The sequence below is a fragment of the Amycolatopsis sp. NPDC051371 genome, from assembly GCF_040682155.1.
GTDB lineage: Bacteria > Actinomycetota > Actinomycetes > Mycobacteriales > Pseudonocardiaceae > Amycolatopsis.
Genome location: NZ_JBFBAG010000041.1, coordinates 72,792 through 98,802, shown reverse-complemented (window position 1 = coordinate 98,802; position 26,011 = coordinate 72,792). Strand labels below are relative to the sequence as shown.

The window sequence follows — 26,011 nt, the reverse complement described above, 5'->3', positions numbered from 1 at the left end:
GGAAATCGGGGTGATCTTGACCTGCGTCCGCTAGGCCGTTCGGCCCATTGACCGGCCGGCGACCGGAACCTTTACTCGGACGCGTCCAGCGCAATAACACCAGTTATTCCGCTGGGCACACTCCACGCGTCCCCGGAAAGGTTCCCCATGAGATCCCCCCGAGGGCTGGCGGCGATCGCCGGCCTCGCCCTGAGCTTCGCGGTGCCGGCGATCCCGGCCGCCGCCACCACTCCTCCCGCCGCCACCCCGCCCGAGGCGCTCGCCGCCCGAGCCGCCGACCAGGCCGCCCTCACCGGCGCCGACCGGCTCGCCAAGGGCGCCGGGGAGGCCTTCGTCCGCACCGGGGTCACCCCGGGTGGCGGCGGGCTCTACTACGCCTCCTACCAGCGCACTTACCACGGTCTACCGGTCGTCGGCGGGGACGCGGTCGTCGTCGCCGACGGGGCCGGGGGCGTCCGCGGCACCGAAGCCGCGCACACCTCGCCGATCACCGTCGGCACCCATGCCACGCTCAAAGCCGAGCAGGCCACCAAGATCGCCACGGCCAAGGTGTCCACAGTAGACACGACCACCACGCCGAAGCTCGTCGTGCTGGCCGGGGACGCTCCGAAGCTCGCCTATGAGGTCGTCGTCAGCGGTCGCGACCACACCAAGCCGACCAAGCTGCACGTCTTCGTCGACAGCGCCACCGGCAAGGTCCTCGACACCCGCGACGACGTGCGCGAAGCAGGCACCGGCAACTCCTACTACGCCGGCACGGTCTCGATCGACACGTCCGGCTCGGGCAGCTCCTACTCGATGACGGACCCGGGCCGCCGCGGCATCGCCTGCGGCCGCGAAGGCGGCGCGATCTTCACGAAGAGCACCAACACCTGGGGCAACAGCAGCGGCACCGACCTGGAAACCGGCTGCGTCGACACGCTCTACAGCGTCCAGACCGAGTGGAAGATGCTGTCGGAGTGGCTGGGCCGCAACGGCATCGACGGCGCCGGCGGCGGCTTCCGCGCGAGCGTCGGCCTCAACGACGTCAACGCCTACTGGGACGGCTCCTCGACCCACTTCGGGCACTCGCAGGACAACCGCCGCCAGGCGACGCCGATGGACGTCGTCGGGCACGAGTTCGGGCACGCCGTCTTCCAGACGACCCCGGGCGGCGCCGGGTCGGGCAACGAGAACGGCGGGCTCAACGAGTCCACCGGTGACATCTTCGGCGCCCTGACCGAGTATTACGCCAACAACCCGAAGGACACCCCCGACTTCACCGTCGGCGAGGGCGTCAACCTCGTCGGCCAGGGACCGATCCGCTACATGTACAACCCGAGCCAGGTCGGCGACCCGAACTGCTACTCGGCGTCGATCCCGAGCACCGAGGTGCACGCCGCCGCTGGCCCGCAGAACCACTGGTTCTACCTGCTTTCCCAGGGCAGCAACGCTTCCCCGGCCAGCCCGACGTGCAACGGCTCGACCGTCACCGGCATCGGCATCCAGAAGGCCGGCAAGATCTTCTACAACGGACTGCTGAAGAAGACGTCCTCCTGGAACCACAAGGCGGCCCGCAAGGCCACGCTGGAAGCCGCGATCGCGCTCTTCCCGGGCAGCTGCACCGAATTCACCGCGACAAAGGCCGCTTGGGACGCGGTGAGCGTCCCGGCCGTCAGCGGTGAGCCGACCTGCAGCGGCCAGCCGCCCGCGGGCAACGACTACTCGCTGACGCTGTCGCCGACGTCCGCGTCCGTCCAACCGGGACAGACCGCGACCACCACGGTGGCCACCCGGATCACCTCGGGCACCGCTCAGACCGTGGCGCTGCAGGCGACCGGCCTGCCCGAAGGCGCCAAAGCGACCTTCAGCCCGGCGAGCGTCCAGTCCGGCGGCACCGCGACGCTGACCATCACCACCTCGGCGACCACGCCGGAGGGCACCAGCCAGGTGACGGTGACCGGCGACGGCACCGACGCCGACCACACCGCGCAGTTCTCGCTCACCGTCGGCACCGGCACCCCGCCGACCGGCTGCGACGGCCTCGCCGAGTGGGACTCCGCGAAGGCCTACGTGCCGAATGACGTCGTCGGCCACAACGGTCACAAGTGGACGTCGCTGTGGTACTCGACCGGTGCCGAGCCCGGCGCGCCCACCTCGTGGGCCGTGTGGAGCGACGGCGGCGCCTGCTGATCCTCCCCGCGCGGCGGCGGGCGACTCCCCCGCCGCCGCGCGGCCTACTCTGAACCGGTGGAAAGGCGGCCTGGGTGAGCGAGAGCGTCGGTGAACGCCTGCGCGAGCTGCGCGCCGAGCGCGGGCTCACGCAGCGCGAACTGGCCGGACCGCAGTACTCCGCGGCGTACGTGTCGTCGGTCGAGACCGGCGCGCGGACGCCGTCGGGCGACGCGCTGCGGTTCTTCGCCCAGCAACTCGGCATCGACCCCGACGAGCTGCTCGGCGGCAGCTCACCCCGGGAGCTGCTCGAACTCGACCTCGAGCTGATCGAGACGGCGGACCGGTTCCTGACCGGCGACGCCCGCCGCGCGACCCCGCGGATGCAGCGGATCCGGCGCCAAGCCGAACGTCTCGACCGGCCGCGGCAGGCGGGCATCGCGCTGCTGTGGCTGGCCGGGTACTCGACCGGCGACGCCCGCACGAAGTACGTCGCGGAGGCCGAGACGACGTTGTCGGGCGAGCCGCCGCCGGTGCGGGCGATGGTCGTCCCGTTGCGCGCGGCGGTGCTGAGCGACTGGGGCGAGGCGCAGTATTCCTTGCACCTGCTGGAAACCGCGCACGCGGAGCTGCTGCGCGACGGGTACCCGCAGCCGTCGATGCTGCTGACGCTGCGGGCGTGTCTCGCCGAGCGGCACCTGCGTCAAGGAGATCTGGAGCGAGCCGCGGAGTACGCCGAGTCGGCGCTGCGGCTCACCCGGGGCGGCCCGGCGGTCCTGGCCGAGCTGACCCGCAGCCACGTCGAGGTGTGCCGCAGCCACCTGGCGGCCGACCGGTTCGCCGACGCGGCCGCGTCCGTCGCCGCGGCCTACGACCTGATGCAGGAACGCGCCCTGCACCCGGCGATGGCGCACTGCCTGCTGGCCAGGGCCCGGGTCCGCGGCCGCGCGGGTGACGTCGAGGGCGCGCTGGCCGACCTCGGCGCGGCGCGGGAAACGGCGTGGCCGGACGACGTCCCGGCGATCACGGTCGAGCTCGCGTCCGAATACCTGGCAGCGGGCCGGCTGGAGACGGCGGCCGCGCTGCTCGACCAGGTCCGCCCGGCCGTCGTGGCGGGCACGGCCCTGGCGGCGGAACTCCGGTTGCAGCTGGGGTCGCTGGCTCGCGCGCGTGGTGACGCGCGAGGCGCGGCGGAGTACCTGCGCGCGGCGGTCGAACTCGCCACCGGGCTCGGGGCGCGCGGGGTTTTGGTGCGCGCTTTGCGCCCGCTGAGCGAGCTTCTGGGTGAGACCGGGCGGCAGGAAGAAGCCGCGAACGTGCTGCGGAACGGGCTGCTCGCGTTGGGCGCCGAAGCCGACTGACATCGTTTTCCTGAGCAGTACTAACGATTCCTGATGATCGAGATCTTCCGGCGTTCGGATGGTGTCCGGGACAGTCCCTACGAAAGTCGTTCCGGTCCGGAATGCGGGGAGAATCCCCAGCACCGGCGGGGTTTGTACGAATTGACCGCCGAATCCGGAACGCGGCGTTGGTCCGTTCGGCGCATTGACGCCCCGATCCGCTGATCCTTTACTCGGATGCGTCCGGACGCATACCTCCTGTTAGCACGCCGGACACGTCTCCTTTCCCCCGCACCGCACCCCATCGTCCTGCCTTCGTGGAAGGAAGACCTCGATGACCCATCGTGGGTTCAGAACGGGCTTGGCGGCCGCCGCCGGGCTCGCCATGACGCTCGCGCTGCCGGTGGCCCCGGCCAGCGCGTCTCCCCAGGCACAACCCGCCGCTCCGGACGTGGCCGCCGCGCGCGCCGCCGACCAGGCCGCCGCTTCGGGACTGGACGCGCTCAAGCGCGGCCCAGCGGAATCGTTCCAGCGCATCGGGCTCACCGCCGGTGGCGGCGGCCTGTTCTACGGCGCCTACCAGCGGACCTACCAGGGCCTGCGGGTCGTGGGCGGGGACGCGGTCGTCGTCGCCGACGGGGCCGGGCGCGTCCGCGGCACCAGCGCGGCCGAGACCGCGGCCATCACCGTCGGGACGCAGGCCGCGCTCGACGCCGCGAAGGCCGCGGCCACCGCGCGCACTCAACTGCCCACTGTGGACAGTGTCAGCACGCCGGAGAAGGTCGTGCTGGCCGGGGCGAGCCCCAAGCTCGCCTACGAGGTCGTCGTCGCCGGGCGCACCGCCACCGCGCCGAGCAACCTGCACGTCTTCGTCGACGCCGCCACCGGCGCGGTGCTCGACCAGCGGGACGACGTCAAGACGTTCTCTTCGGGCGCTCGCACCCAGGCCCAGCCGAGCACGGTCAACGTCGCCGGCACCGGCAACAGCTACTACGTCGGCAACGTCTCCATCGACACGACGCAGTCCGGCACCACCTACACGATGCGCGACCCGGGCCGGACCGGCATCAGCTGCGGCCGCGAAGGCGGCTCCGTCTACAGTGGACCGGACAACGCCTGGGGCCACGGCTCCGGCACGGACCTCGAAACCGGCTGCGTCGACGTCCTCTACAGCGTCCAGACCGAGTGGAAGATGCTCTCGGAGTGGCTGGGCCGCAACGGTATCAACGGCAGCGGCACCGGCTATCCCGCGAGCGTCGGCCTCAACGACGTCAACGCCTACTGGAACGGCTCGTCCACCCACTTCGGGCACGCGCAGGACAACCAGCGCCAGGCCACGTCGATGGACGTCGTCGGGCACGAGTTCGGGCACGGCGTCTTCCAGTTCACCCCGGGCGGTGCCGGTTCCGGCAACGAGAACGGCGGGATGAACGAGTCGACCGGCGACATCTTCGGCGCGCTGACCGAGGCGTACGCGAACAACGCCAAGGACACGCCCGACTACGAGGTCGGCGAGGGCGTCAACCTGGTCGGCCAGGGCCCGATCCGCTACATGTACCAGCCGTCGAAGGTCGGCGACCCGAACTGCTACTCGTCGTCGATCCCGAGCACCGAGGTGCACGCCGCGGCCGGCCCGCAGAACCACTGGTTCTACCTGCTCGCCGAGGGCTCGAACCCGGGTGGCGGCAAGCCGGCCAGCCCGACCTGCAACAGCTCGTCGGTCACCGGCATCGGCATCCAGAAGGCCGGCAAGATCTTCTACAACGGCCTGCTGAAGAAGACCTCGTCGTGGAACCACAAGGCCGCCCGCAAGGCGACCCTCGAAGCCGCGATCGCGCTCTACCCGGGCAGCTGCACCGAGTACAACGCCACCAAGGCCGCGTGGGACGCCGTCTCCGTCACCACCGCGACCGGTGAGCCCACCTCGTGCAGCGGTGGCGGGCCGGACTTCTCCGTCGCGCTGAACCCGGCTTCGGGTTCCGTGCAGCCGGGCGCCTCGGCGACCACCACCATCAGCACCGCGATCACCTCCGGCGCGGCGCAGTCGATCACACTGTCCGCCTCGGGTCTCCCGGCCGGCGCGACCGCGACGTTCAACCCGGCGACGATCCAGTCCGGCGGCACCTCGACGCTGACCATCGCGACCTCCGCGTCGACGCCGACCGGCAGCTTCCCGATCACCATCACCGCCGACGGGGCCAGCACCGACCACACGGCCCAGTACGCGCTGTCCGTCGGGACCACGGGCTCCTGCGCCGCGGTGACCAACGGGACCCGGCTGAACATCCCGGACTACCCGGGTGCCGCGGTCAGCAGCACCACCACCGTGGCGGGCTGCGCGCGCAACGCGTCGTCGACCACCAAGGTCGAGGTGCACATCACCCACACCTACAGCGGTGACCTGGTCCTCGACCTGGTCGCGCCGGACGGCACCGCCTACCGGCTGAAGAACTCCAGCTCGTCGTCGACGCCGAACATCAACACCACCTACACCGTGAACGCCTCGTCCGAGGCCGCGAACGGCGCGTGGCAGCTCCGCATCCGAGACGTCGGCCCCGCCGACACCGGTTACCTGTCCACCTGGACGTTGACCGTGTAGCACCTCCCCACCTGTGAAGGCCGCACCAGCCCGGTGCGGCCTTCACGGCCGTTCTCCCCAACCCCCATCGAAGGAACTCACCGCCATGAAGTGGAAGAGCAAGATCGGCGCCGGGGTTACCGCCCTGGCGGCCGTTTTGGGTGTGGTGACCGCGCCTGCGGCCACCGCCGCGCCGGCCACCGCCCTCGCCGCGCCGGACATCTCGCTGGCCAACATCAAGACCCACCTCAACCAGCTGCAGACCATCGCCAACAACAACGGCGGCACGCGCTCGCCGCGTGGGGCCGGTTACGCGGCGTCGGTGTCCTATGTGGAGAACCTGCTGAAGAACGCGGGTTACACCACGACGCGCCAGACCTGCACCAGCTGCATCGGCCAGTCGCAGAACCTGATCGCCGAGTGGCCGCAGGGTGACGCGAGCCAGGTCATCATGCTCGGCGCGCACCTCGACAGCGTGAGCGCCGGCCCCGGCATCAACGACAACGGCTCCGGCAGCGCGTCGATCCTCGAGACCGCGCTGACGCTGGCCCGCACCAACCCGGCGATGGCCAAGCGCGTCCGCTTCGGCTGGTGGGCCGACGAGGAGTCCGGCCTGGTCGGCTCCAGGTACTACGTCAACAACCTGCCGAGCAGCGAACGCACGAAGATCAAGACCTACCTCAACTTCGACATGATCGGCTCGAAGAACTGGGGCTACTTCGTCTACGACGACGTCGCTTCGGTCAAGGCGATCTTCGACGAGTACTTCTCGTCCATCGGCATCCAGACCGAGGGCGACAGCGAAGGCGACGGCCGCTCCGACCACGCGTCCTTCAAGAGCGCGGGCATTCCGGTCGGCGGCCTCGCCACCGGCGCCGGCGACATCAAGAGCTCGGCGCAAGCCCAGAAGTGGGGCGGCACCGCCGGTGCGGCGTTCGACAACTGCTACCACCGCGCCTGCGACACGACGTCGAACATCCCGGACGCCCCGCTGGAGAAGAACTCCGACGCCATCGGGTACGCGCTGTGGAAGCTGGCCGTCGCGACGACGACGGGCAACGACTTCTCGGTGAACCTGAACCCGACCGCCGGGACCGTCCAACCGGGACAGTCGCTGCAGGTCGCGGTGAGCACCGCGACGACGTCCGGCAGCGCGCAGTCCATCTCGCTGTCGGCCTCGGGCCTGCCCGCCGGCGCGACGGCGTCGTTCAGCCCGGCGACCGTCCAGTCGGGCGGTTCCTCGACGCTGACCGTCACGACGTCGTCGAGCACCCCGACCGGCACCTTCCCGATCACCGTGACAGCGGACGGTGCGAGCGTCGACCACACGGCGTCGTTCTCGCTCGGCGTCGGGACGTCGTCGTGCGCGCCGGTGACGAACGGGACCCGGCTGAACATCCCGGACTACCCGGGTGCCGCGGTGAACAGCACGGCGACCGTCGGCGGCTGCGCGCGCAACGCGTCCACCGCCACCAAGGTCGAGGTGCACATCACCCACACCTACCGCGGTGACCTGGTCCTCGACCTCGTCGCCCCGGACGGCACGGCGTACCGGCTGAAGAACTCCAGCAGCGACTCGACGCCGAACCTCGACACCACCTACACCGTCAACGCCTCTTCGGAAGCCGCGAACGGCGCCTGGCAGGTGCGGCTGCGGGACGTCGGCCCGGCCGACACCGGTTACCTGTCCTCCTGGACGCTGACCGTCTGAACCCGGCCCAGGTGGGCGCTTTCACGTGAAAGCTCCCACCTGGGTCCCGAGCTTTCACGTGAAAGCCCGGGTTGTCTAGACCACCCGATCGTCGGTAGTCAGGGGTTCCCGGCGGCGCCTATCTTGATCGGACACGCCGCGTACGCCCTTCAACGACGATGGGAGCCGGTATGTCCGGTCGTAGAACCCGCCTGTTCGGAACCCTTCTGGCGGCGGTGCTGGCCGTCCCGCTGCTCGTGTCGGCCCCCGCGCAGGGGGCGGTGTCGGCCGACACGTGCGCGGTGAAATCGAGGCCCACCGGCAAGGTCCTCCAGGGGTACTGGGAGAACTGGGACGGCGCCGCGAACGGCGTCCACCCCGGCATGGGCTGGGTGCCGATCACCGACAGCCGCATGGCGCAGCACGGCTACAACGTCATCAACGCGGCCTTCCCGGTGATCCGGTCCGACGGGACCGTGTTGTGGGAGAACGGGATGGACGCCGGCGTCAAGGTGTCGACGCCCGCCGAGATGTGCGCGGCGAAGGCCGCGGGCGCGACGCTCCTGATGTCGATCGGCGGCGCGGCGGCCGGTATCGATCTGTCGTCGTCGGCGGTGGCCGACAAGTTCGTCGCGACCGTGGTGCCTCTGTTGAAGCAGTACAACTTCGACGGGATCGACATCGACATCGAGACCGGGCTCACCAACAGCGGGAACATCAAGACGCTGTCGGCGTCGCAGTCCAACCTGATCCGGATCATCGACGGCGTGCTCGCGAAGATGCCGTCGAACTTCGGGCTGACGATGGCGCCGGAAACCGCGTACGTGACCGGCGGCAGCATCACGTACGGCTCGATCTGGGGCGCCTACCTGCCGATCATCAAGAAGTACGCGGACAACGGCCGGCTGTGGTGGCTGAACATGCAGTACTACAACGGGTCCATGTACGGCTGCTCCGGCGACTCGTACCAGGCCGGGACCGTGCAGGGCTTCACCGTGCAGACGCAGTGCCTGAACCAGGGCCTGGTGGTGCAGGGCACGACGATTCGCGTCCCGTACGACAAGCAGGTCCCGGGTCTGCCGGCGCAGCCCGGCGCGGGCGGCGGGTACATGTCGACGAGCCTGGTTTCCCAGGCGTGGCGGTCGGTTCCGGGCCTGAAGGGCCTGATGGACTGGTCGATCAACTGGGACGGCTCGAAGGGCTGGACGTTCGGCAACAACGTCAAGTCCCTGCAGGGCCGCTAGGAGTCGCCGGCCGGGATGGGGTCGTTGTACTCCCCCGCCGGGCCGGCGTACTCACGGCCGTTCGGGAACGGCCACGGGTTCGGGACGCAGCCGTGCAGCCCGAGCGTCTGCTGCTCCATCACCGGCGCCGGCCGGCCCGCGCCCGGGCACAGCTCGTGGCCGTGGCCGAGCCGGTGCCCGGTCTCGTGGGTGACCATGTACTGCCGGTAGACGTCGAGCGGGGCGCCGTAGTCCGGGACGGCGTTGGCCCAGCGGGCGACGTTGAGCACGACGTTGCTGCCGTTGCGGCAGGACGTGTAGCCGTCCGGCGAGCCGCCGCACAGCTTGTCGCGGCTGGCGGGGGTGGCCAGGTAGATCGTGAAATCGGCCTCGTCGTCGGTCCCGACCTGCTGCAGCCGCCACTCACCGCCGCCGGTCCAGCCGCGCGGGTCGCCGAGGATGCCGCGGATGCTCTTGGCGAACGCGGCCGGCCCGACGCCGTCGATGTCGGTCTCGAGCGCGATGCGGTAGCGCATGAGGCGGCCGGACTTGCCGGCCACTTCGTCGCTGCCGGGGGTGAACATCCACTGGCCGGAGCCGGTCCGCGGGAAGGTGATGGCGACTTCGACGTTCTGCTGCACGGGCTGTTGCTGCTGTTCGGCGGGCGGCGGCGGCAGCGAGGTGGCGTCGCCGATGGCGGTGACGATCGGCCCGGCCGCCGGCGCGGCGACGGGCTGCTGTTCACAGGCGGTCAGAGCACCGACGACCGCCAGGGCGAGCGCGGCGACGGCCGCGGCCCGTCTCGCGGTTTTCGGCATGGGTCCTCCCGAACATGCGGCTTCACCAGGGAATACGGCTCCCGCCGGGGAAAAGTTGCACCGTCCGGCCGGCGGTTCGCGCACCAGGGTGTCACCGCAGCTCAGCACACACGAGTGTGACGGTCGCCACTGCGCCCCAATGTGGCCTTGGTTGCGTTGAACGCACCCAAGGCGGCCTTCGGTGCGTTCAACGCACCGAAGGCCACATTGGGGCGCTGGGGGCCCGCTCAGCTGAGGAACTTGCGCAGCACCTCGGTCACCTGGCGGATCTCCGCCGTGTGGACGTTCTCCTGCTTCGTGTGCGCCAGCGTCGGGTTGCCCGGGCCGAAGTTCACCGCCGGCATCCCCAGCGCCGCGAAGCGCGCCACGTCCGTCCACCCCAGCTTCGCCGCCGCACGCCCGCCGGCCGCCGCCACCAGCTCCGCCGCCGCGGGGGCCGACAAGCCCGGCAGGGCTCCCGGCGAAAGGTCCACAACGGACAGTTCGTAGCCGTCGAACACCTCGCGCAGGTGGCGTTCCGCTGCCTCCGGCGAGCGGTCCGGGGCGAAGCGGTGGTTCATTGTCAGGACCGCCGCGTCCGGGACCACGTTGCCCGCCACGCCGCCGCTGATCGACGTCGCCTGCAGGCCTTCGCGGTAGGTGAGCCCGTCGATGTCCACGACGCGCGGCGCGTACTCCGCCAGCCGCCGCAGGGGCTCGGCCAGCGCGTGGATCGCGTTCTCCCCCATCCACGCGCGCGCGGTGTGCGCGCGCTTGCCGGACAGCCGCAGCTCGACGCGCATCGTGCCCTGGCAACCCGCCTCGATCACGCCGTTCGACGGCTCGCCGACGATCGCCAGGTCGCCCGCCAGCCACTCCGGCAGCTCGCGCTCGATCCGGCCGAGGCCGTTCTTGACCGCTTCGACCTCTTCGTTGTCGTAGAAGACGAACGTGATGTCGTGCTTCGGCTCCGGCAGCGTCGCGGCGAGGTGCAGGAACACCGCGTCGCCGCTCTTCATGTCGACCGTGCCGAGGCCGTGCAGGACCTCGTCGGCGCCGATGCCTTCGCGCCGCGACGGCAGATTGCCGTTCTCCGGCACGGTGTCCAGGTGCCCGGCGAGCACGACCCGCGACGCGCGGCCGAGGTTCGTGCGCGCGAGGACGGCGTCGCCGTCGCGGATCACCTCGAGGTGCGGCGCCTGCTTCTCCAGCGCCTCCTGCACCGCCGTCGCGAGCTCGGCCTCCGACCCGGACACGCTGAAGACGTCCACGAGCGCGGCGGTCAGGTCGACGGGGTCGGCGTGCAGGTCGAGGCTCATGCCCGGCACGCTACCGTGGGGGTGTGCGTAGGTTCCCGGTCGCCGTGGGCGGCACGTTGCTGGTCCTGGTCCTGTCCGGCTGCGGAAACGAAGCCGGCCCGACCCCCAAGCAGGGCGGCGAGCCCGGGCCGGACGCGCTCCCGACGAAGCTGGACGCGCTGACCGCCGACCAGTGCTACGCCAGCCCGCGCACCCAGCTGCCGAAGGGCTGTGAGAAGTACGTCACCGAGGTCGCCAACGTCCCGGGCACGGCCCGCAAGCGCGCGGACGACCGCGACCCGCAGCTGGTCGCCGAAGCGGACAAGCTCGACACTGCCGTGAAGTCCTTCCGCAGCGCAGGCTGCACGACCGTGCCCGATCCGGGCGGTCCGTGCACCCAGGCACTGGTCGACGTCGCCGCCGCTCTCGACGGCCTGAAGAAGCAGGTAGCCGCCCGGCCCACGAGTGGTTGACGCGCGTCACTCGACTACCGTGTCGGGCGTGAGCGAGCAGAGCCCGAACCCCGAAACGACCGGCGCCAGCGGCGTCGGGCTGGCCACCGTCGCGACCGACGGGACGGTCCTCGACACCTGGTACCCGCACCCCAAGCTGATCGAGAACGACACCGCCGGCACCAAAGGCACCGAGCGCCTGAGCGCGGAAGAGGCCGCCGAGCTGCTCGGCGAGGCCGCCGCGGCGCTGCTCGGCCCGGACACCGACCGCGGGGTCGAGGTCGTCGCCGTCCGCACCACCATCGGCAAGCTCGCCGACGCCCCGGCCGACACGCACGACATGTACCTGCGGCTGCACCTGCTCTCGCACCGGCTGGTCCGTCCGCACGGCCAGAACATCGACGGCATCTTCGGCCTGCTCGCGAACGTCGTGTGGACCAACCACGGCCCGTGCCCGGTCGAGGGCTTCGAGACGACGCGGCTGCGGCTGCGCTCGCGCGGCGCGGTGACCGTCTACAGCGTCGACAAGTTCCCGCGGATGGTCGACTACGTCCTGCCCGCCGGCGTCCGGATCGGCGACGCGGACCGCGTCCGGCTCGGCGCGCACCTGGCGACGGGCACGACCGTGATGCACGAGGGCTTCGTGAACTTCAACGCCGGCACGCTCGGCGCGTCGATGGTCGAGGGCCGCATCTCGGCCGGCGTCGTGGTCGGCGACGGCTCGGACGTCGGCGGCGGCGCGTCGATCATGGGCACGCTCTCGGGCGGCGGCAAGGAGACGATCTCGCTGGGCGAGCGTTGCCTGATCGGCGCGAACGGCGGCGTCGGGATCTCGCTGGGCGACGACACGGTCGTCGAGGCCGGGCTGTACGTGACGGCGGGGACGAAGGTCGTCGTCGACGGCAAGGTCGTCAAGGCCCGCGAGCTCAACGGCGTCTCGGGCGCGGTCTTCCGCCGCAACTCGGCGACCGGCGCGGTCGAGGTCGTGCCGCGGACCGGCTCCGGCGTCGAGCTGAACTCGATCCTGCACGCGAACGACTGAGCTTCGGAATTCACTTATTATTCATGAGGTGACCACCGAATCGTTGCCTCGCACCCCGGCGGAACTGGGCCTGCCCGAGCTCCCGGTCGAGGTCGGCCCGGCGGATCCGGCGGTCCACCACGTGCGGGCCAAGCTCGACCGGGAGATCCGCGCGCTGCTCGCGTACGAACCCGGCACGCGCTCGGGCGCCGACCCCGAGGACCTGCACCAGATGCGCGTCGCCCTGCGGCGGATGCGCAGCGTGCTGAAGCTGTCCGGCGCGCTGGTCGGGGACGGCGCCGAGCCGGTGCGCGCGGAGCTGGGCTGGCTCGGCCAGTCGCTCGGCGAGGTGCGGGACTACGACGTCCTGATCGGGCACCTGCGCGAGGTCATCGCCGACTTCGAGGTCCGCGACCAGGCCGCCGGGCACCGGCTGGTGTCCCGCTTCGTCACCGAGCGCGCGGCGGCGAAGCGGCGCCTGACCCGGGCGCTGTCCAGCGCGCGCTACTCGACGCTGCTGCGCGAGGTCAGCCTGCTGACCCGGTCGTCGGCCGAGGTGCCCGACGAGCCGCACGACTTGGTGACCGGGCTGGCGAAGCCGCACCGCAAGCTCGCCAAGGCCGTCCGCGCGCTGCCCGCCGACCCGCCCGACGACGACCTGCACGCCCTGCGCATCCACGGCAAGAAGCTGCGGTACGCCGCCGAGCTGGCGCAGACGTCGGCGAAGAAGAAGCGGGCCAAGCGGATCAAGAAGCTGATCAAGGCGACCCGGGACTTCCAGACGGTGCTGGGCGACCACCAGGACGCGGTGATCGCGGCCGAGCGGATGCGCACGGTGCTGGAGACCGCGGACGGCGAGGTCGGCTTCGTCGCCGGCCGGATCGCCGAGCGCGAGCTGGGCCGCCGCGCCGAGGCCCGGGCGGTCTGGCGTGACTCCTGGGCCGCGGTCGACCACGCTGCCCGGGCCCTGCACGCCTGACCGGGCGTCCGCCGAAAGGTCTTGAATGAGTCATTCAGGACCTCCGAAGACCTGAATGAGTCATTCAAGACGTTTGCGAGCCGGCGCCGGGCATTTCGGCCGCCGCCGGACCGGCCGGACCGTAAGCTCGGCTGATGGAGACGGCGCTGACCCTGGCCATCGGCGGAGTGGTCCTGCTCGTCCTGATCATCCTCACGGTCGGCGTCCTGGCCGGCCGCCGGGTGCGGCGTGGGCGGAAGCTCGGCCGCTACCCCTACCGCGCCAAGCCGAACGGCACCTACGACAACTCCACGCACAGCGGGATGTCGTGATCAGGCCACCGACCACACGTACCCGTCCGGCCGGATGAGCACCTGCCGGCCACCCTCGGCGTCGTACGCCGCGTACGCGTGGCCGCCGTCGTCGACCAGGGCGCCCGGCGTCAAGGCACTCCCCGCCGGCAGGATGCGGTAGCCGTCCGACGTGCCGTCGCCGAAGGTCAGCGATGTCGCGTGCGGGCCGGCGAACAGCTCGAACAGCCGCACCCGCTTGCCGTTCGCGTCGAGCAGCGGCGCGTCCGGCGCCCGGTCGCCCGGCTGCAGCGCGCCCGTGCCGGCCGGGGACAGCGGGCCGCCGCGGTAGCTGATGTCCAGCTGGTGGAAGTCCTCGCCGCGCTTGTGCGCGTCCTCGTCACCGTCGACGTACTTCTGCAGCAGCTCCGTCGAGATGCCGAGCACGCGCGCCGCGTTCGTCCGGCGCTCGGGCTCGTAGCTGTCGAGCAGCTCGGGTGAGCCGTCCGCGAGCTTCCAGCCCAGGTTGTAGCCGTCCTGGACGCCGGTGTTCAGGCCCTGGCCACCGGTCGGCGGGTGGACGTGCGCCGCGTCGCCGGCCAGGAACACCCGGCCGTCGCGGAAGCGCGCCGCCAGGCGGACGTTCGGCCGCCACACCGTCGACCACGCCAGGTCGGACAGCTTGACGGTGCCGCCGCTGAGCACGTCGAGCCGGGCCTGGACCGCGGGCAGGGCCGTCTCGACGTCCAGCTCGCCGTCGCCGAGCGGCGCGCCGAACTGGAACCACGGGGTGCCCGGCAGCGGGCTGAACATCATGCCGTTCATCGGGTCTTCCGGCGCCGCGAACCAGTGGCCGTACGCGCGGTCCAGCCCCTCGGCGTGGACGTCGCCGAGCAGCATCCGGATCGACTCGTCGGTGGTGCCCTCGAACGCGATCCCCAGCGTCTTGCGGACGACGCTCTTGCCGCCGTCGGCGCCGACCAGGTACTCGGCGCGGACCGTCTCGCCCGTGCTCAGCGTGGCCGTGACGCCGTCGGCGTCCTGCTCGAAGCCGGTCAGCGCGGTGTTCAGCTCGACGCGCACGCCGAACTCGGCCAGCCGGTCGCGCAGGATGCCTTCGGTCTGCGACTGGCCGAGGAAGCAGCCGGTCGTGTACGGCTTGTCCGGCGTCGGCTCGACCGGGTCGAACATCATCCGCTCGCCGACGACCTCGCCGCCGAGGTGGATCTTCATCGGCACCGGCGCGGCCCCCGCGGCCAGCACCGCGTCGAGCACCCCGAGGTCCTCGAAGACCTCCAGCGTGCGCGGCTGGAGACCGTCGCCGCGCGAGCCGACGAAGTACGTCTCGGCCTTGTCGATGATCCGCACGGCGACGTCGCGCCGGGCCAGCTCGATGGCCAGCGTCAGCCCGGTCGGCCCCGCCCCCGCGATCAGCACCCGAGTGTTCATCTCGTCCTCCCAGTGAATTAAAATTCAGTGAATCTGGATTCAGAATGACACTGCTAGCGTCCGGCGTCAAGGAGGTGGCGGTGAACCGCAAGGAGAAGGCCGCGGAGACCGAGGCCGCGCTGAAGGCGGCGGCCGGGCGCGTGTTCGCGCGCAAGGGCTACCTGAACACGAAGATCACGGACATCACCGCCGAGGCCGGCCGGGCCGCGGGGTCGTTCTACAACCACTTCCCGGGCAAGGAGGAGCTGCTCGAAGCGCTCTTGGCCGACATCGCGACGTCAGGCGACGAAAGCGCGCTGAGCGAGGGGCACCTGTCGGACTTCAGCGACCCGGCGGCGGTGCGCTGGCACGTGGCCCAGTACTGGGACTTCTACAAGGAGCACGCGTCGACGATGCAGGCGCTGCGCCAGGCGGCGATGGTGAACGACGCGTTCGCCCGGACGATGGCGAGCTTCGGCGCGACCCAGGCGGCGGACCTCAACGGCCACCTGGCCCAGGTGACGGCCGCCGGGATGCGGCTGCCGGCGAGCACGGAGCTGACGATCGCGATGATGTACCAGCTGGTCGACAGCTTCGCGCAGATGTGGCTGCTCGACCCGGCCCCGGCCGGGTGGACGCCACCGACCGACGAAGAGGCGATCGAAGCGCTCACCCGGTTCGTCTACCGCGGGTTCACGGGCCGGGACTACTGAGTCAGGCGCTCGACGGCGGCGTCGACGCGCTCGTCCGTCGCGGTCAGGGCGACGCGGACGTGGTTGCCACCCGTGGGGCCGTAGAACGTGCCCGGGGCGACCAGGATCCCGCGGTCGGCCAGCCACTCGACGGTCGCCGAAGCGGGCTCGTCGCGGGTGGCCCACAGGTACAGCCCGGCCTCGGAGTGGTCGACCCGGAAACCGTTGTCCTGTAACGCCTTCCGCAGCGACAACCGACGCCGCGCGTAGCGCTCACGCTGGGCGGAGAGGGCCTCGTCGTCGGTCAGGGCGGCGACCATCGCCTCCTGGACCGGGCGCGGCACGATCATGCCCGCGTGCTTGCGGATCTCCAGCAGCTGGGCGATCAGCTTGGGGTCACCGGTCAGGAACCCGGCGCGGTAGCTGGCCAGGTTCGCCGACTTGGACAGCGAGTGCACCGCGATCAAGCCGTCCATCCGGCCGTCGCAGACGTCCGGGTGCAGTACCGACAGCGGGTCGGACTCCCAGCCCAGCGCCAGGTAGCACTCGTCGGAGACCACCACGACGTCGCGCTCGCGGGCCCACTCGACGACCTTGCGCAGGTGCTCGACGGGGAGCACCTTGCCGGTCGGGTTGGACGGCGAGTTGATCCAGATCATCGCCGGGCGCTGCGGGCCGAGCGCGAAGGTGCTGTCGGCACGCAGGATCGACGCGCCCGCCAGCAGCGCCCCGACCTCGTACGTCGGGTAGGCCAGCTCCGGGATGACCACGACATCGCCGGGACCGAAGCCGAGCAGCCGCGGCAGCCAGGCCACGGCCTCCTTCGACCCGATCGTCGGGAGCACCGCGTCCGGCTCGATGCCGGTGACGCCGTGCCGGCGGCCGAGGGCGGCGATGGCCGCCGCGCGCAGGGCCGGGATGCCGTGGGTCGTCGGGTAGCCCGGGATCTCCGACACCGACGCGAGCGCGTCGCGGATGCCGGCCGGGACCGGGTCGACCGGCGTGCCGATGGAGAGGTCGACCACCCCGCCGGGATGCGCCTGCGCCTTGGCCTTGACCTCGGCCAGCGAATCCCAGGGGAAGTCGGGCAGCGCGACCCGGCTCATTCGCCCTGCGGGGGCAGCGCCTTGATGAACGCCGGGTCGTGCGCGGTCTTGCCCACCTTGGAGGCGCCGCCGGGCGAGCCCAGCTCGTCGAAGAAGTCGACGTTGGCCTTGGTGTAGTCCGACCAGTTGTCCGGGACGTCGTCCTCGTAGTAGATCGCCTCGACCGGGCAGACCGGCTCGCAGGCGCCGCAGTCGACGCACTCGTCCGGGTGGATGTACAGCATCCGTTCGCCCTCGTAGATGCAGTCCACGGGGCACTCGTCGATACACGCCTTGTCGAGCACGTCGACGCAGGGCTCGGCGATCACGTAGGTCACTGCGCACTCCTGCTTTTCTCTGCAAACAGCCAGTCGTGGCCGACACTACGCGGTTCGGCCACCCGTTCGGTTGGTGAGGCAAGCCTTAGCCATACCCCGGGTATGGGGCGTGCTCACCTCTCCCGGCGCCGCGGTGGGGTGGCCCGCGCGTCGCCGGTGATGACGAAGCGCGGCTTGGGCGCCTCGTCCGCCTCGCTTTCGGCCTTCCTCTCCCCCACGGCGCGGTTGAACCCCTCGGAGATCTCGTCGACGAGCTTCTCGTTGTGCCGCTCGTCCTTGCGCTGGATGCCCACGGCCACCTCCTCGGAAAATCCGCTCCGCGCCTTTCACGGCCTTGGGGACAATCTAGCCGTGAACACACCCGAGACGCTCGAAATCGCCTGCAGCAGAGCATGGCCGCCGCTGGTCGAAGAACCCTTGGGAAACTGGCGGCTGCGCTGGGCGGACGGGTTCACCGGCCGCGCGAACAGCGCGCTCGCCGTCGGCGACCCCGGCCGGCCCGTCCCGGACGCCCTTCGCGCGGTGTGTGACTTCGCCCACGATCGGGGGATCCAGCCGATGGTGCAGGTGATCCGCGACAGCCCGAACGAGCTGGCCGTCGTCGCCGAGGGTTGGTTCCCGGCGACGCGGCACCACCGCGGCCACGAGGTCGTCGTGCTCACCAAGCCGAGCTTTCACGTGAAAGCTCGGCCCCCAGGTGGGAGCTTTCACGTGAAAGTGCACGACGAGCCGACGCCCGGGTGGTGGGAGCTCACGCTCGGGCCCGGCGAGGACACCCCCGCCGCGCGGACCGTCCTGACCGGCGGGAAGGTCGGTTACGGCGTCACGACGCTCGACGGCGTCACCGCCGCCGTCGTCCGCGGGGCCCTCGTCGACCGCTGGCTGCACGTCGGGCGCCTCGAGGTCGCCCCGGCTTTCCGCCGCCGCGGGCTCGCGTCGGCGCTGATGGGCGCCCTGCACGCGTGGGGCGCGGAACACGGAGCGGACCAGGCGGTGTTGCAGGTGGCGGAGGGAAACTCGGGCGCGCTCGCGCTCTACGCGGGGCTCGGCTACGCCCCGCACCACAGATACCGGTACTGGGTGCCCGCACCCGGCTCGTGCGAGGATTCGACGTCGTGAAGATCGTGGTAGTGGTCGGCGGAGTGGGCGGGGCCCGCTTCCTGCTGGGTTTGAAGTCGGCGCTGGGCATGACGCCCGAAGGCGCGAGCGAGTCCGAGCACGAGGTGACGGCGCTGGTCAACACCGGCGACGACGTCTGGATGCACGGGCTGCGGATCTGTCCCGACCTGGACACCTGCATGTACACGCTGGGTGGCGGGATCGACCAGGACCGCGGCTGGGGGCACTCGGGCGAGACCTGGGTCGTCAAGGAGGAACTGGCCGCCTACGGCGCCGAGCCGAGCTGGTTCGGCCTCGGCGACAAGGACATCGCCACCCACCTGATCCGGTCGCGGATGCTGCGCGCGGGCTACCCGCTCTCGGCCGTGACCGAGGCGCTGTGCGACCGCTGGCAGCCTGGCGTCCGGCTGCTGCCGATGTCGGACGACCGCGTCGAGACGCACGTCGTCATCGACGACCCGGAGCAGGACGGGCAGCAGAAGGCCGTCCACTTCCAGGAGTGGTGGGTGCGCTACCGCGCCGAGCCGAAGGCGCACTCGATCGTCGCGGTCGGCAACGACGAGGCAAAGCCCGCGCCGGGGGTCCTGGAGGCGATCAAGGACGCCGACGCCGTGCTGTTCGCGCCGTCGAACCCGGTGGTCTCGGTGGGCACCGTGCTGGGCGTGCCGGGGGTCCGGGACGCGCTGCGCAAGACGTCCGCCGGCGTCGTCGGGGTCTCACCGATCATCGGCGGCAAGGCGCTGCGCGGCATGGCCGACGCGTGCCTGACCGCGATCGGCGTCGAGACGTCGGCGGAGGCGGTGGGCCGGCACTACGGCTCGCGCAAGGCCGACGGCGTCCTCGACGGCTGGCTGATCGCGGAAGGCGAGACGGCGGACGTGCCGGGCGTGACCGTGCGCGACGTCCCGCTGCTGATGTCCGATGTGGACGCGACCGCGGCGATGGCCCACGCCGCCCTGGAACTCGCCGGAGCCCCTGTTGAATGACCACGCTTCCGCCAAGCTGGAGATCCTGCCCGTCACCGGGCTGCCGGAATTCCGCCCCGGCGACGACCTGACCGGCGCGATCGTCAAGGCCGTGCCGTGGCTGCGCTCGGGTGACGTGCTGGTCGTGACCAGCAAGATCGTCTCGAAGGCCGAAGGCAGGCTCGTCAAGGTGCCCGCCGACCCCGAGGTCCGCGACGCCGAGCGCCGGAAGCTCGTCGAGCGCGAGGCCATCCGGGTGGTCGCGCGGATCGCGCGCACGGTGATCACCCAGAACCACCTGGGGATCGTGCAGGCGGCGTCCGGCATCGACGCGTCGAACGTCGAGGGCGACGAGGTCGCGCTGCTGCCGGCCGACCCGGACGCGTCGGCCCTGGCCCTGCGCAACGGTCTGCGCGAGCGGCTCGGCGTCGAGGTCGCGGTGGTCGTCACGGACACGATGGGCCGCGCGTGGCGGGTCGGCCAGACCGACGCCGCGATCGGCTCGTCCGGGCTGCGCGTGCTGCACGCCTACCGCGGCGAGGTCGACGGGCAGGGCAACGAGCTGGCCGTCACCGAGGTCGCGATCGCCGACGAGCTCGCCGCGGCCGCCGACCTGGTCAAGGGCAAGCTCGGCGGGACGCCGGTCGCCGTCGTCCGCGGTCTGGACATCTTCGACGACGGCTCGACGGCGCGGAACCTGGTCCGCCCGCTCGAGGAGGACCTCTTCCGGCTGGGCACCAACGAGGCCATCGAACAGGGGCGGCGGGCCGCCGTCCCGGCCCGGCGGTCGGTGCGGCAGTTCTCGGACGAGCCGGTCGACCCCGCCGCGATGCGCCGCGCGGTGGCGTCCGCGCTGACCGCGCCCGCGCCGCACCACACGCACCCCGTGCGGTTCGTGTGGCTGCGCGACCCGGGCCTGCGGCACAAGCTGCTCGACGCGATGCGCGAGTCGTGGCGGGCCGACCTGTCCGAGGACGAGTTCGCCCAGGAGCAGATCGCGAAACGGCTCAGCCGCGGCGACATCCTTTACCGGGCCCCGGAAGTCGTCATCCCGTTCCTGGTGCCGGACGGCGCGCACACCTACCGCGACGACCGCCGCAACGACTGCGAGAAGACGATGTTCACCGTCGCCGGCGGCGCCGCGGTGCAGGGCCTGCTGGTCTCGCTGGCGGCCGAAGGGCTCGGTTCGTGCTGGATCGGGTCGACGATCTTCGCCGCGGACGTCGTCCGGGACGTCCTCGGGCTCGGCGAGCGCTGGCAGCCGCTCGGCTCGGTCGCGATCGGCGTCCCGCTCGACGATCCCGGCCCGCGCGGGCCGATCACCCCCGGGGAAGGACTGCTGGAACTATGAGCCTGCACGAAGACGCCGTCGCGACCCTGACTTCCTGGACCGCGCCCGACCGGGGCCAGGACGCCCTTCGCCATTCGTTCCTCGGGTACCTCGCGGCTCGGGAGGACAGCTGCCAACGGTCGTGCGCGGCGGGGCACCTCACGGCGTCGGCGATGGTCTTGGACCACACCGGGACGCGGGTGCTGCTCACCCTGCACCCGCGGGTCGGCCGGTGGCTGCAGCTCGGCGGGCACTGCGAACCTTCCGACGGCTCGCTGCTCGAGGCCGCGTTGCGGGAGGCCACCGAGGAGTCCGGCATCGACGGGCTGCGGATCGGCTCCGCGCCGGTGCACCTGGACGTCCACCCGGTCACCTGCTCCCTCGGCGTGCCGACGCGGCACTTCGACGTCCGGTACGCCGTGCACGCCCCGCCGGGCGCGGAACCCGTGCGCAGCGACGAGTCCGACGACCTGCGGTGGTGGCCCGTGGACGCGCTCCCGGAGGGGTCGGAAGATCTCGCCGATCTGGTGAAAGCGGCCGTTCCTGTCGGTGCCGGGCACTAGCCTGGGGCGCGGAGAGGGAGGACCACATGGCTACGCAGTTCCCCGAGCGGGTGCACTACCACTCCGGCGGTGGCGGCGGCGACGGTGTGTTCGGCTACATCGTCGTCGGCCTGCTGATCCTGGCGATCATCGTGTTCGTGATCGTGGTGGCGGTGCGGGTGTCGAAGATGCGCCGCGAAGAGGCGATGAAGAACAGCGGGCAGTTCCCGCCCGCTGCGAACTTCCCGCCACAGCAAGGTTTTTCGCCGCCGCCGGGGTTCACGCAGCCGTATCCGCAGCAGCCGTACCCGCCACAGCAGGGTTTCGCGCCGCAGCAGCAGGGGTTCCCGCCTTCGCAGCCGATGCCGCAGCAGCAGCAGTACGCGCCGCAGGGGCCGTACGGGCAGCGGCCGCCGGGCCCGGGAGCGGGTCCGCAGAGCTGGTGATCATCCCCTTCGACAGCAGTTCGCCGGTCCCGCCGTTCGAGCAGGTCCGGTCCGGGCTCGCGACGCGGATCAACGACCGGAGCCTGCCGGTGGGCACGAAGCTGCCCACGGTCCGCCAGTTCGCCGCCGACCTGGGGATCGCTCCGAACACGGTGGCCCGCGCGTACCGCGAGCTGGAAGAGGCCGGGCTGATCGAGACGCGCGGCCGGGCGGGCAGCTTCGTCGCGGCTTCGGGCGACCAGAGCCGCCGCCGGGCCCAGCAGGCCGCGGCCGGCTACGCGGACCTCACCCGTAAGCTCGGCCTGGACGACGCCGAAGCGCTGGCGATCGTCCGTGCCGCGCTCGACGAAGGGAAAGGCTGATCGTGGGATGAGCGTGTTGATGCTCCTGATCATCCTGGTGCCGGTCGCGCTGCTCGTGGCGGTGGTGGTCGTCCTGGTCAAGGTGAACAACAAGCCGAAGCTGCCGCCGTACCCGCCGCAGCAGTTCCCCGGCTACCCGCAGCAGGGCTACCCGCCCCAGCAGCCCGGTTACCCGCCGGCGCAGCCGGGCTACCCGCCCCAGCAGGGTTATCCGCCGGCGCAGCCGGGCTACCCGCCCCAGCAGGGCTATCCGTCGGCGCAACCCGGCTACCCGCCCCAGCAGGGCTATCCGGGCCAGCAGCCGCCCTACCCGCCCCAGCAGTAGCCGAAGTTCGTGAAGGCCACCTCGAGGAACTTGAAGTTCCTCAAGGTGGCCTTCACGGCATTTCCAGGTCCTCACATCGCGCGGTAGTCGCGCAGCTCGATCCGCGGGCCGAAGCGCGGGCGCCGGTGCCCCGCCGCCTCCAGGTACCGCACCGCCCGCTGCCGCTGCGGGGCGTACGGCGCCAGGACCTCCGCCATCCCCGCGTCGTCGAGTTTCAAGCCCAGCACCGCGTTCCCGACCATCGACGGGATGTTGTAGTCGCCGAAGCTGACCGCGTCCGGGTCGCCCCACGCGCGCTGCGCGATCTCCGCCGCAGTCCACACCCCGATGCCCGGGACGTGCCGCAGCAGGTGCCGGCCCTCGATCCCGCGCAGCTCGACCGCCCGCTCCAGGTGACCGGCGACGCGCGCGGCGTTGAGCAATGCCGTGCGGCGCTTGATGTCGACGCCCGCGCGGTGCCAGTGCCAGTCCGGCAGCGACCGCAGCGCCACCGGCGTCGGCGGCACGCGCAGCCGTTCCGGCCCCGGCCCGGGCGCCGGCGCGCCGAAGCGGCGGCACAGCTCGGCCCACGACCGGATCGCCTCCTTGCCGGTCACCTTCTGCTCCAGCACCGCGAGCACCAGCCAGTCCCACACCACGCCGGTCGCGCCGAGCCGCAGCCCCGGGTTTTCGCGCCGGGCGCGCGCGACGACGTCGTGGTGCGCGACGAACTCGAAGTCGTCGTCGTTCGCGCCCAGCAGCGCCGGGACGCCGGTGAGCAGCCGGTCCGCGCCGTCGCCCCAGGCCGCTGCCTCGATGCGGCCGTCGGTCAGCTTGCGCAGGGCGAGCGTGCCCGGGCCGTCCGGCGTGTTCGACGCGAGCCAGGTGATGCCGCGCTCGTCGGTGAGGATGTTGAGCGACCCGCGCCCGCGCTTCAGCGGACCCAGGACGCCACCCAGGTCGACTTCGAACGCGGGACGCCAGAACATCGCTACGCGTCGCTCGAGAAACGGACGGAACCGTCGGGCAGCACGACGTCCGGCCAGATCCGGGCGCCGTCGAGCAGCTCACACCCGGCGCCGACGGACACGCCGTCGCCCAGCACGACTCCGCGCAGCACCGCGCCGGCGCCGACACGCGCGCCGTGTCCGAGCACCGAGCGCTCGACGATCGCGCCTTCGGACACCGCGGCACCGTCGAAGAGCACCGAGCCGTCGATCTTCGCGCCCGAGCCGACCACGGCGGCGACGCCGATCGTCGAACCACCGGACAGCTGGGCGTCTTCGGCGACGGAAGCGCCGTCGAGCACCAGGAAGTCGCCGGGCCGGCCGGGCAGCGCCGACGTCGGCGCCACGCCCCGCACCAGGTCGGCCGACCCGCGCACGAACGCCTCCGGCGTGCCGACGTCCAGCCAGTAGGACGCGTCGACGAAGCCCTGGATGTGCGCGCCCTGCTCCAGCAGCTGCGGGAACGTCTCGCGCTCGACCGAGACCCGGCGCCCGGTCGGGATCGACTCGATCACCGGGCGGCGGAAGACGTAGCAGCCGGCGTTGATCTGGTCGGTCGGCGGGTTCGGCGTCTTCTCGAGGAAGGCCTGGACGCGGCCGGTCTCGTCGGTCGGCACCGAGCCGAACCGGCTCGGGTCGGGCACGCGCTGCAGGTGCAGCGTGACGTCGGCCTCGGACTCGCGGTGCACGCGCAGCTGCTCGCCGAGGTCCGAGCCGGAGATGATGTCGCCGTTGAAGACGATCACGTGGTCGGCGCGCAGCTTGTCGTAGACGTTCCGGATGGCGCCCGCGGTGTCGAGCGGCTCCTCCTCGACGACGTACTCGAGGTCCAGACCGATCGACTTGCCGTCGCCGAAGTACTCCTCGAACACCTCCGCCCGGTAGCTCGTGCCCAGCACGACGTGCCGGATCCCGGCTTCGCGGATGCGCGAGAACAGGTGGCTCAGGTACGGCGTCCCGGCTGTCGGGAGCATCGGCTTCGGCGCCGAAAGGGTCAGTGGCCGCAGCCGCGTGCCCTTGCCCCCGACCAGCACGACGGCGTCGATCTCGACCTCGGACGTCACGGAAATCTCCTCTTGTATCACGCACCGCTGAGCGACAAGCCGCGGGAAACCCTGACGGAGGTCGCCCCGAGGGCCTACCCTAGACACGAAACAGGCGGGCCTTTCCCCAGAGGGCCCCGGGTCAGTCGGGAGGCCGAGGGGATGGACCCCCGCGATCGGGCGGACGCCCTGCTCGCACGAGCCCAGGCGCGCGGTGTGTTCGTGGTGACGCCGGACAGTGCCATTTCGCCGATGGACGCCTCGAACACGCAGCAGATACCGCGTGCCGCCATCGACGGCCTCGACCGGAGCCAGGACCCGGACACGACGACGCAGCTGCCGGCGTCGTTGATCGAGGAGAACGACCACCCGCTCGCGGGTGCGTCGCCCACGCGGCGGCTGGAGGCTTCCGGTGGCTCGAGTGCGCGTCGTCCGCAGGCGACCACGCCGCTGAGCACGCCGTCGCCGACGACACCGATGAAGACCCCGGTGACGACGCCGCTGGCCCGCCGGCCCCAGGCCGAGCCGATCACGAGCCCGCTGAAGGAGCCCGACCCGGAGGACACCGGCCTGGTGCCGACGGTGACGCAGAACAACGGCAGGTCCGACCTTTCGCGCCGGCTCGACGGGATCTAGCGGGTCTCGAGCTTCAGCCGGAGCGCCAGGCCGAGCTTGGTCGCGGCCAGCACGGGCTTCCAGACGAGGCCGGGGTGGCGGTCGGCGAGGTACCGGTAGGCGCTGTCGTGGTGAGCCTTGAGCATCTTCTTCGACGCCTGCGACGTCGAGTGCCCTCCGAGGTGCATGACCCCGGCGGACGGCACGTAGACGTTGAGCCAGCCGGCCGTGCCGAGCCGGTCCCCGAGGTCGACGTCTTCGAAGTACATGAAGTACCGCGAATCGAACCCTCCGACCGACTCGAAGGCTTCGCGGCGCAGCAGCAGGCAAGAGCCGGACAGCCACTCCGCCCCGCGCTCGACCGGCGTCCCGGTCTCCTGCCGGTACTGCCTGGTCCACGGGTTGCCGGGCCAGACCTTGCCGAACGCGGCGTGCCCGATCCCGCGACCGAACGACGGCAGCAGCCTCGCCGAGGGGTAGACGGTGCCGTCGAGTTCGTGGATCAGCGGCCCGAACGCCCCGCCACGCGGCCACCGCTTCGCGGCTTCGAGCAGCGTGTCGATGGACCCGGGCTCCCATTCGAGGTCCGGGTTGGCGATGACGATCCACCCGTACCGATCGTCGAGCTCGGCGACCCCGCGGTTGCAACCGGTCCCGTACCCGACGTTCTCGCCGATGCTGAGCAGGTGCACGTTCTCGCGCTTCGCGGCCTTCTCGGGAGCACCGTCGGTGGAGACGGTGTCGGCGACGACGACCTGCACGGTGCGGTCGGTGGCCTTCTCGAGGGTGTCGAGGAACCGCTCGAGGGTGTCGCCGGAGAAGTAGGTGACGGTCACGACGCCGAGTTCGTCGCCGTAGCGGGAGTGCTCAGTCATCGGCTCATTGTCCCTTCGTCACGCAGCGCTCTCCCGGCGCCCCGGCTCAGGAGCACACTCGA

At 71.5% G+C, this 26,011-nt stretch carries 27 protein-coding genes; 18 read left to right on the top strand and 9 right to left on the bottom strand.

Translation table 11 applies throughout. The features are described from left to right. Positions 1–147 precede the first annotated feature (147 nt). The 5 genes from AB0M59_RS38960 to AB0M59_RS38940 all read left to right on the top strand — a co-directional run bounded on the left by AB0M59_RS38960 (position 148) and on the right by AB0M59_RS38940 (position 9,003). Entirely contained in the window at positions 148–2,172 is a 2,025-nt protein-coding gene (locus AB0M59_RS38960; protein WP_364625608.1) for a M4 family metallopeptidase, read from the top strand. Positions 2,173–2,246: 74 nt separating this feature from the next. Further along, positions 2,247–3,512: a helix-turn-helix domain-containing protein gene (locus AB0M59_RS38955; protein ID WP_364625605.1), complete on the top strand. Its 1,266-nt coding sequence runs from the start codon at positions 2,247–2,249 to the stop codon at positions 3,510–3,512. A 313-nt stretch (positions 3,513–3,825) separates the two neighbouring features. Continuing rightward, positions 3,826–6,090: a M4 family metallopeptidase gene (locus tag AB0M59_RS38950; RefSeq protein WP_364625602.1), complete on the top strand. Its 2,265-nt coding sequence runs from the start codon at positions 3,826–3,828 to the stop codon at positions 6,088–6,090. An 85-nt stretch (positions 6,091–6,175) separates the two neighbouring features. Continuing rightward, entirely contained in the window at positions 6,176–7,780 is a 1,605-nt protein-coding gene (locus tag AB0M59_RS38945) for a M28 family peptidase (protein WP_364625599.1), read from the top strand. Positions 7,781–7,950: 170 nt separating this feature from the next. Continuing rightward, positions 7,951–9,003, top strand: a complete 1,053-nt coding sequence (locus AB0M59_RS38940; protein ID WP_364625596.1) for a chitinase — start codon at positions 7,951–7,953, stop codon at positions 9,001–9,003. Here AB0M59_RS38940 and AB0M59_RS38935 read toward each other — a convergent pair. Together AB0M59_RS38935 and dapE are read right to left on the bottom strand one after the other, a co-directional pair. Then, positions 9,000–9,800, bottom strand: a complete 801-nt coding sequence (locus AB0M59_RS38935) for a DUF3152 domain-containing protein (protein WP_364625593.1) — start codon at positions 9,798–9,800, stop codon at positions 9,000–9,002. The genes AB0M59_RS38940 and AB0M59_RS38935 overlap by 4 nt on opposite strands. A 227-nt stretch (positions 9,801–10,027) precedes the next feature. Further along, the gene (gene dapE, locus AB0M59_RS38930) at positions 10,028–11,098 is read right to left on the bottom strand and encodes a succinyl-diaminopimelate desuccinylase (protein WP_364625590.1); all 1,071 of its coding nucleotides are present in this window, start codon (positions 11,096–11,098) and stop codon (positions 10,028–10,030) included. A 44-nt stretch (positions 11,099–11,142) separates the two neighbouring features. Here dapE and AB0M59_RS38925 point away from each other — a divergent pair, with 44 nt between their 5' ends. The 4 genes from AB0M59_RS38925 (at position 11,143) to AB0M59_RS38910 (ending at position 13,840) form a co-directional block, all read left to right on the top strand. Beyond that, entirely contained in the window at positions 11,143–11,550 is a 408-nt protein-coding gene (locus AB0M59_RS38925; protein WP_364625635.1) for a hypothetical protein, read from the top strand. Between the two features lie 28 nt (positions 11,551–11,578). Then, entirely contained in the window at positions 11,579–12,571 is a 993-nt protein-coding gene (dapD, locus tag AB0M59_RS38920; protein WP_364625587.1) for a 2,3,4,5-tetrahydropyridine-2,6-dicarboxylate N-succinyltransferase, read from the top strand. A gap of 28 nt (positions 12,572–12,599) precedes the next feature. Then, the gene (locus AB0M59_RS38915) at positions 12,600–13,529 is read left to right on the top strand and encodes a CHAD domain-containing protein (protein ID WP_364625584.1); all 930 of its coding nucleotides are present in this window, start codon (positions 12,600–12,602) and stop codon (positions 13,527–13,529) included. Between the two features lie 134 nt (positions 13,530–13,663). Continuing rightward, on the top strand, positions 13,664–13,840 hold the full coding sequence (locus tag AB0M59_RS38910; protein WP_364625581.1) for a hypothetical protein: 177 nt from the start codon (positions 13,664–13,666) through the stop codon (positions 13,838–13,840). Here AB0M59_RS38910 and AB0M59_RS38905 read toward each other — a convergent pair whose 3' ends face one another. Further along, the gene (locus tag AB0M59_RS38905) at positions 13,841–15,247 is read right to left on the bottom strand and encodes an FAD-dependent monooxygenase (RefSeq protein WP_364625578.1); all 1,407 of its coding nucleotides are present in this window, start codon (positions 15,245–15,247) and stop codon (positions 13,841–13,843) included. Between the two features lie 44 nt (positions 15,248–15,291). On the opposite strand from AB0M59_RS38905, the gene AB0M59_RS38900 reads away from it, so the two are divergent. Further along, positions 15,292–15,939, top strand: coding sequence for a TetR/AcrR family transcriptional regulator (locus AB0M59_RS38900; RefSeq protein WP_364625576.1), 648 nt, complete (start codon positions 15,292–15,294; stop codon positions 15,937–15,939). On the opposite strand, the gene dapC is transcribed toward AB0M59_RS38900, so the two are convergent. The 3 genes from dapC to AB0M59_RS38885 all read right to left on the bottom strand — a co-directional run bounded on the left by dapC (position 15,933) and on the right by AB0M59_RS38885 (position 17,634). Beyond that, complete coding sequence (gene dapC, locus AB0M59_RS38895; protein ID WP_364625573.1) at positions 15,933–17,024, bottom strand: succinyldiaminopimelate transaminase; 1,092 nt, start codon at positions 17,022–17,024, stop codon at positions 15,933–15,935. The genes AB0M59_RS38900 and dapC overlap by 7 nt on opposite strands. After that, positions 17,021–17,341, bottom strand: a complete 321-nt coding sequence (gene fdxA, locus AB0M59_RS38890) for a ferredoxin (protein ID WP_003083029.1) — start codon at positions 17,339–17,341, stop codon at positions 17,021–17,023. The genes dapC and fdxA overlap by 4 nt, the downstream gene beginning before the upstream one ends. A 113-nt stretch (positions 17,342–17,454) precedes the next feature. Then, the gene (locus AB0M59_RS38885; RefSeq protein ID WP_364625571.1) at positions 17,455–17,634 is read right to left on the bottom strand and encodes a hypothetical protein; all 180 of its coding nucleotides are present in this window, start codon (positions 17,632–17,634) and stop codon (positions 17,455–17,457) included. A 58-nt stretch (positions 17,635–17,692) separates the two neighbouring features. Between AB0M59_RS38885 and AB0M59_RS38880 the strand changes: the two genes are divergently transcribed. From AB0M59_RS38880 to AB0M59_RS38850, 7 genes are read left to right on the top strand one after another with little or no spacing between them, the layout of a single operon-like run. Further along, positions 17,693–18,460 carry a GNAT family N-acetyltransferase gene (locus AB0M59_RS38880; protein ID WP_364625569.1) on the top strand — a complete coding sequence of 256 codons (768 nt, stop codon included), beginning with the start codon at positions 17,693–17,695 and terminating at the stop codon, positions 18,458–18,460. Then, positions 18,457–19,446 carry a 2-phospho-L-lactate transferase gene (gene cofD / locus AB0M59_RS38875; RefSeq protein ID WP_364625566.1) on the top strand — a complete coding sequence of 330 codons (990 nt, stop codon included), beginning with the start codon at positions 18,457–18,459 and terminating at the stop codon, positions 19,444–19,446. The genes AB0M59_RS38880 and cofD overlap by 4 nt, the downstream gene beginning before the upstream one ends. Beyond that, on the top strand, positions 19,439–20,776 hold the full coding sequence (locus tag AB0M59_RS38870; RefSeq protein ID WP_364625564.1) for a coenzyme F420-0:L-glutamate ligase: 1,338 nt from the start codon (positions 19,439–19,441) through the stop codon (positions 20,774–20,776). Before cofD ends, AB0M59_RS38870 begins: the two co-directional genes overlap by 8 nt. After that, positions 20,773–21,318, top strand: a complete 546-nt coding sequence (locus tag AB0M59_RS38865; RefSeq protein ID WP_364625561.1) for an NUDIX hydrolase — start codon at positions 20,773–20,775, stop codon at positions 21,316–21,318. Before AB0M59_RS38870 ends, AB0M59_RS38865 begins: the two co-directional genes overlap by 4 nt. 26 nt (positions 21,319–21,344) lie before the next feature. Then, the gene (locus AB0M59_RS38860) at positions 21,345–21,743 is read left to right on the top strand and encodes a hypothetical protein (protein ID WP_364625558.1); all 399 of its coding nucleotides are present in this window, start codon (positions 21,345–21,347) and stop codon (positions 21,741–21,743) included. Then, complete coding sequence (locus AB0M59_RS38855; protein ID WP_364625555.1) at positions 21,740–22,105, top strand: GntR family transcriptional regulator; 366 nt, start codon at positions 21,740–21,742, stop codon at positions 22,103–22,105. Before AB0M59_RS38860 ends, AB0M59_RS38855 begins: the two co-directional genes overlap by 4 nt. Positions 22,106–22,124: 19 nt before the next feature. After that, entirely contained in the window at positions 22,125–22,430 is a 306-nt protein-coding gene (locus AB0M59_RS38850; RefSeq protein WP_364625552.1) for a hypothetical protein, read from the top strand. Positions 22,431–22,501: 71 nt separating this feature from the next. Here the strand turns inward: AB0M59_RS38850 and AB0M59_RS38845 are convergent, their stop codons facing one another. Both AB0M59_RS38845 and AB0M59_RS38840 read right to left on the bottom strand, forming a co-directional pair. Then, a complete protein-coding gene (locus AB0M59_RS38845) occupies positions 22,502–23,398 on the bottom strand; it encodes a DNA-3-methyladenine glycosylase 2 family protein (protein WP_364625549.1) in 897 nt (298 codons plus the stop codon). A 2-nt stretch (positions 23,399–23,400) separates the two neighbouring features. Continuing rightward, positions 23,401–24,480, bottom strand: a complete 1,080-nt coding sequence (locus tag AB0M59_RS38840; protein ID WP_364625546.1) for an NDP-sugar synthase — start codon at positions 24,478–24,480, stop codon at positions 23,401–23,403. A gap of 141 nt (positions 24,481–24,621) precedes the next feature. Between AB0M59_RS38840 and AB0M59_RS38835 the strand changes: the two genes are divergently transcribed. Next, positions 24,622–25,095: a hypothetical protein gene (locus AB0M59_RS38835; protein WP_364625543.1), complete on the top strand. Its 474-nt coding sequence runs from the start codon at positions 24,622–24,624 to the stop codon at positions 25,093–25,095. Here AB0M59_RS38835 and AB0M59_RS38830 read toward each other — a convergent pair. Continuing rightward, positions 25,092–25,949 carry a glycosyltransferase family 2 protein gene (locus AB0M59_RS38830; protein ID WP_364625540.1) on the bottom strand — a complete coding sequence of 286 codons (858 nt, stop codon included), beginning with the start codon at positions 25,947–25,949 and terminating at the stop codon, positions 25,092–25,094. The genes AB0M59_RS38835 and AB0M59_RS38830 overlap by 4 nt on opposite strands. Positions 25,950–26,011: the final 62 nt, after the last annotated feature.

Bases quoted from the DNA above. Each gene is read 5' to 3' on its own strand.
- AB0M59_RS38960 (WP_364625608.1), top strand. From the start codon at position 148: ATGAGATCCCCCCGAGGGCTGGCGGCGATCGCCGGCCTCGCCCTGAGC.
- AB0M59_RS38940 (WP_364625596.1), top strand. From the start codon at position 7,951: ATGTCCGGTCGTAGAACCCGCCTGTTCGGAACCCTTCTGGCGGCGGTG.
- AB0M59_RS38860 (WP_364625558.1), top strand. From the start codon at position 21,345: ATGGCTACGCAGTTCCCCGAGCGGGTGCACTACCACTCCGGCGGTGGC.
- AB0M59_RS38845 (WP_364625549.1), bottom strand. From the start codon at position 23,398: ATGTTCTGGCGTCCCGCGTTCGAAGTCGACCTGGGTGGCGTCCTGGGT.
- AB0M59_RS38910 (WP_364625581.1), top strand. From the start codon at position 13,664: ATGGAGACGGCGCTGACCCTGGCCATCGGCGGAGTGGTCCTGCTCGTC.
- AB0M59_RS38865 (WP_364625561.1), top strand. From the start codon at position 20,773: ATGAGCCTGCACGAAGACGCCGTCGCGACCCTGACTTCCTGGACCGCG.
- AB0M59_RS38935 (WP_364625593.1), bottom strand. From the start codon at position 9,800: ATGCCGAAAACCGCGAGACGGGCCGCGGCCGTCGCCGCGCTCGCCCTG.
- AB0M59_RS38835 (WP_364625543.1), top strand. From the start codon at position 24,622: ATGGACCCCCGCGATCGGGCGGACGCCCTGCTCGCACGAGCCCAGGCG.
- AB0M59_RS38950 (WP_364625602.1), top strand. From the start codon at position 3,826: ATGACCCATCGTGGGTTCAGAACGGGCTTGGCGGCCGCCGCCGGGCTC.
- AB0M59_RS38850 (WP_364625552.1), top strand. From the start codon at position 22,125: ATGCTCCTGATCATCCTGGTGCCGGTCGCGCTGCTCGTGGCGGTGGTG.
- AB0M59_RS38900 (WP_364625576.1), top strand. From the start codon at position 15,292: ATGACACTGCTAGCGTCCGGCGTCAAGGAGGTGGCGGTGAACCGCAAG.
- AB0M59_RS38830 (WP_364625540.1), bottom strand. From the start codon at position 25,949: ATGACTGAGCACTCCCGCTACGGCGACGAACTCGGCGTCGTGACCGTC.
- dapE (WP_364625590.1), bottom strand. From the start codon at position 11,098: ATGAGCCTCGACCTGCACGCCGACCCCGTCGACCTGACCGCCGCGCTC.
- dapC (WP_364625573.1), bottom strand. From the start codon at position 17,024: ATGAGCCGGGTCGCGCTGCCCGACTTCCCCTGGGATTCGCTGGCCGAG.
- AB0M59_RS38905 (WP_364625578.1), bottom strand. From the start codon at position 15,247: ATGAACACTCGGGTGCTGATCGCGGGGGCGGGGCCGACCGGGCTGACG.
- AB0M59_RS38945 (WP_364625599.1), top strand. From the start codon at position 6,176: ATGAAGTGGAAGAGCAAGATCGGCGCCGGGGTTACCGCCCTGGCGGCC.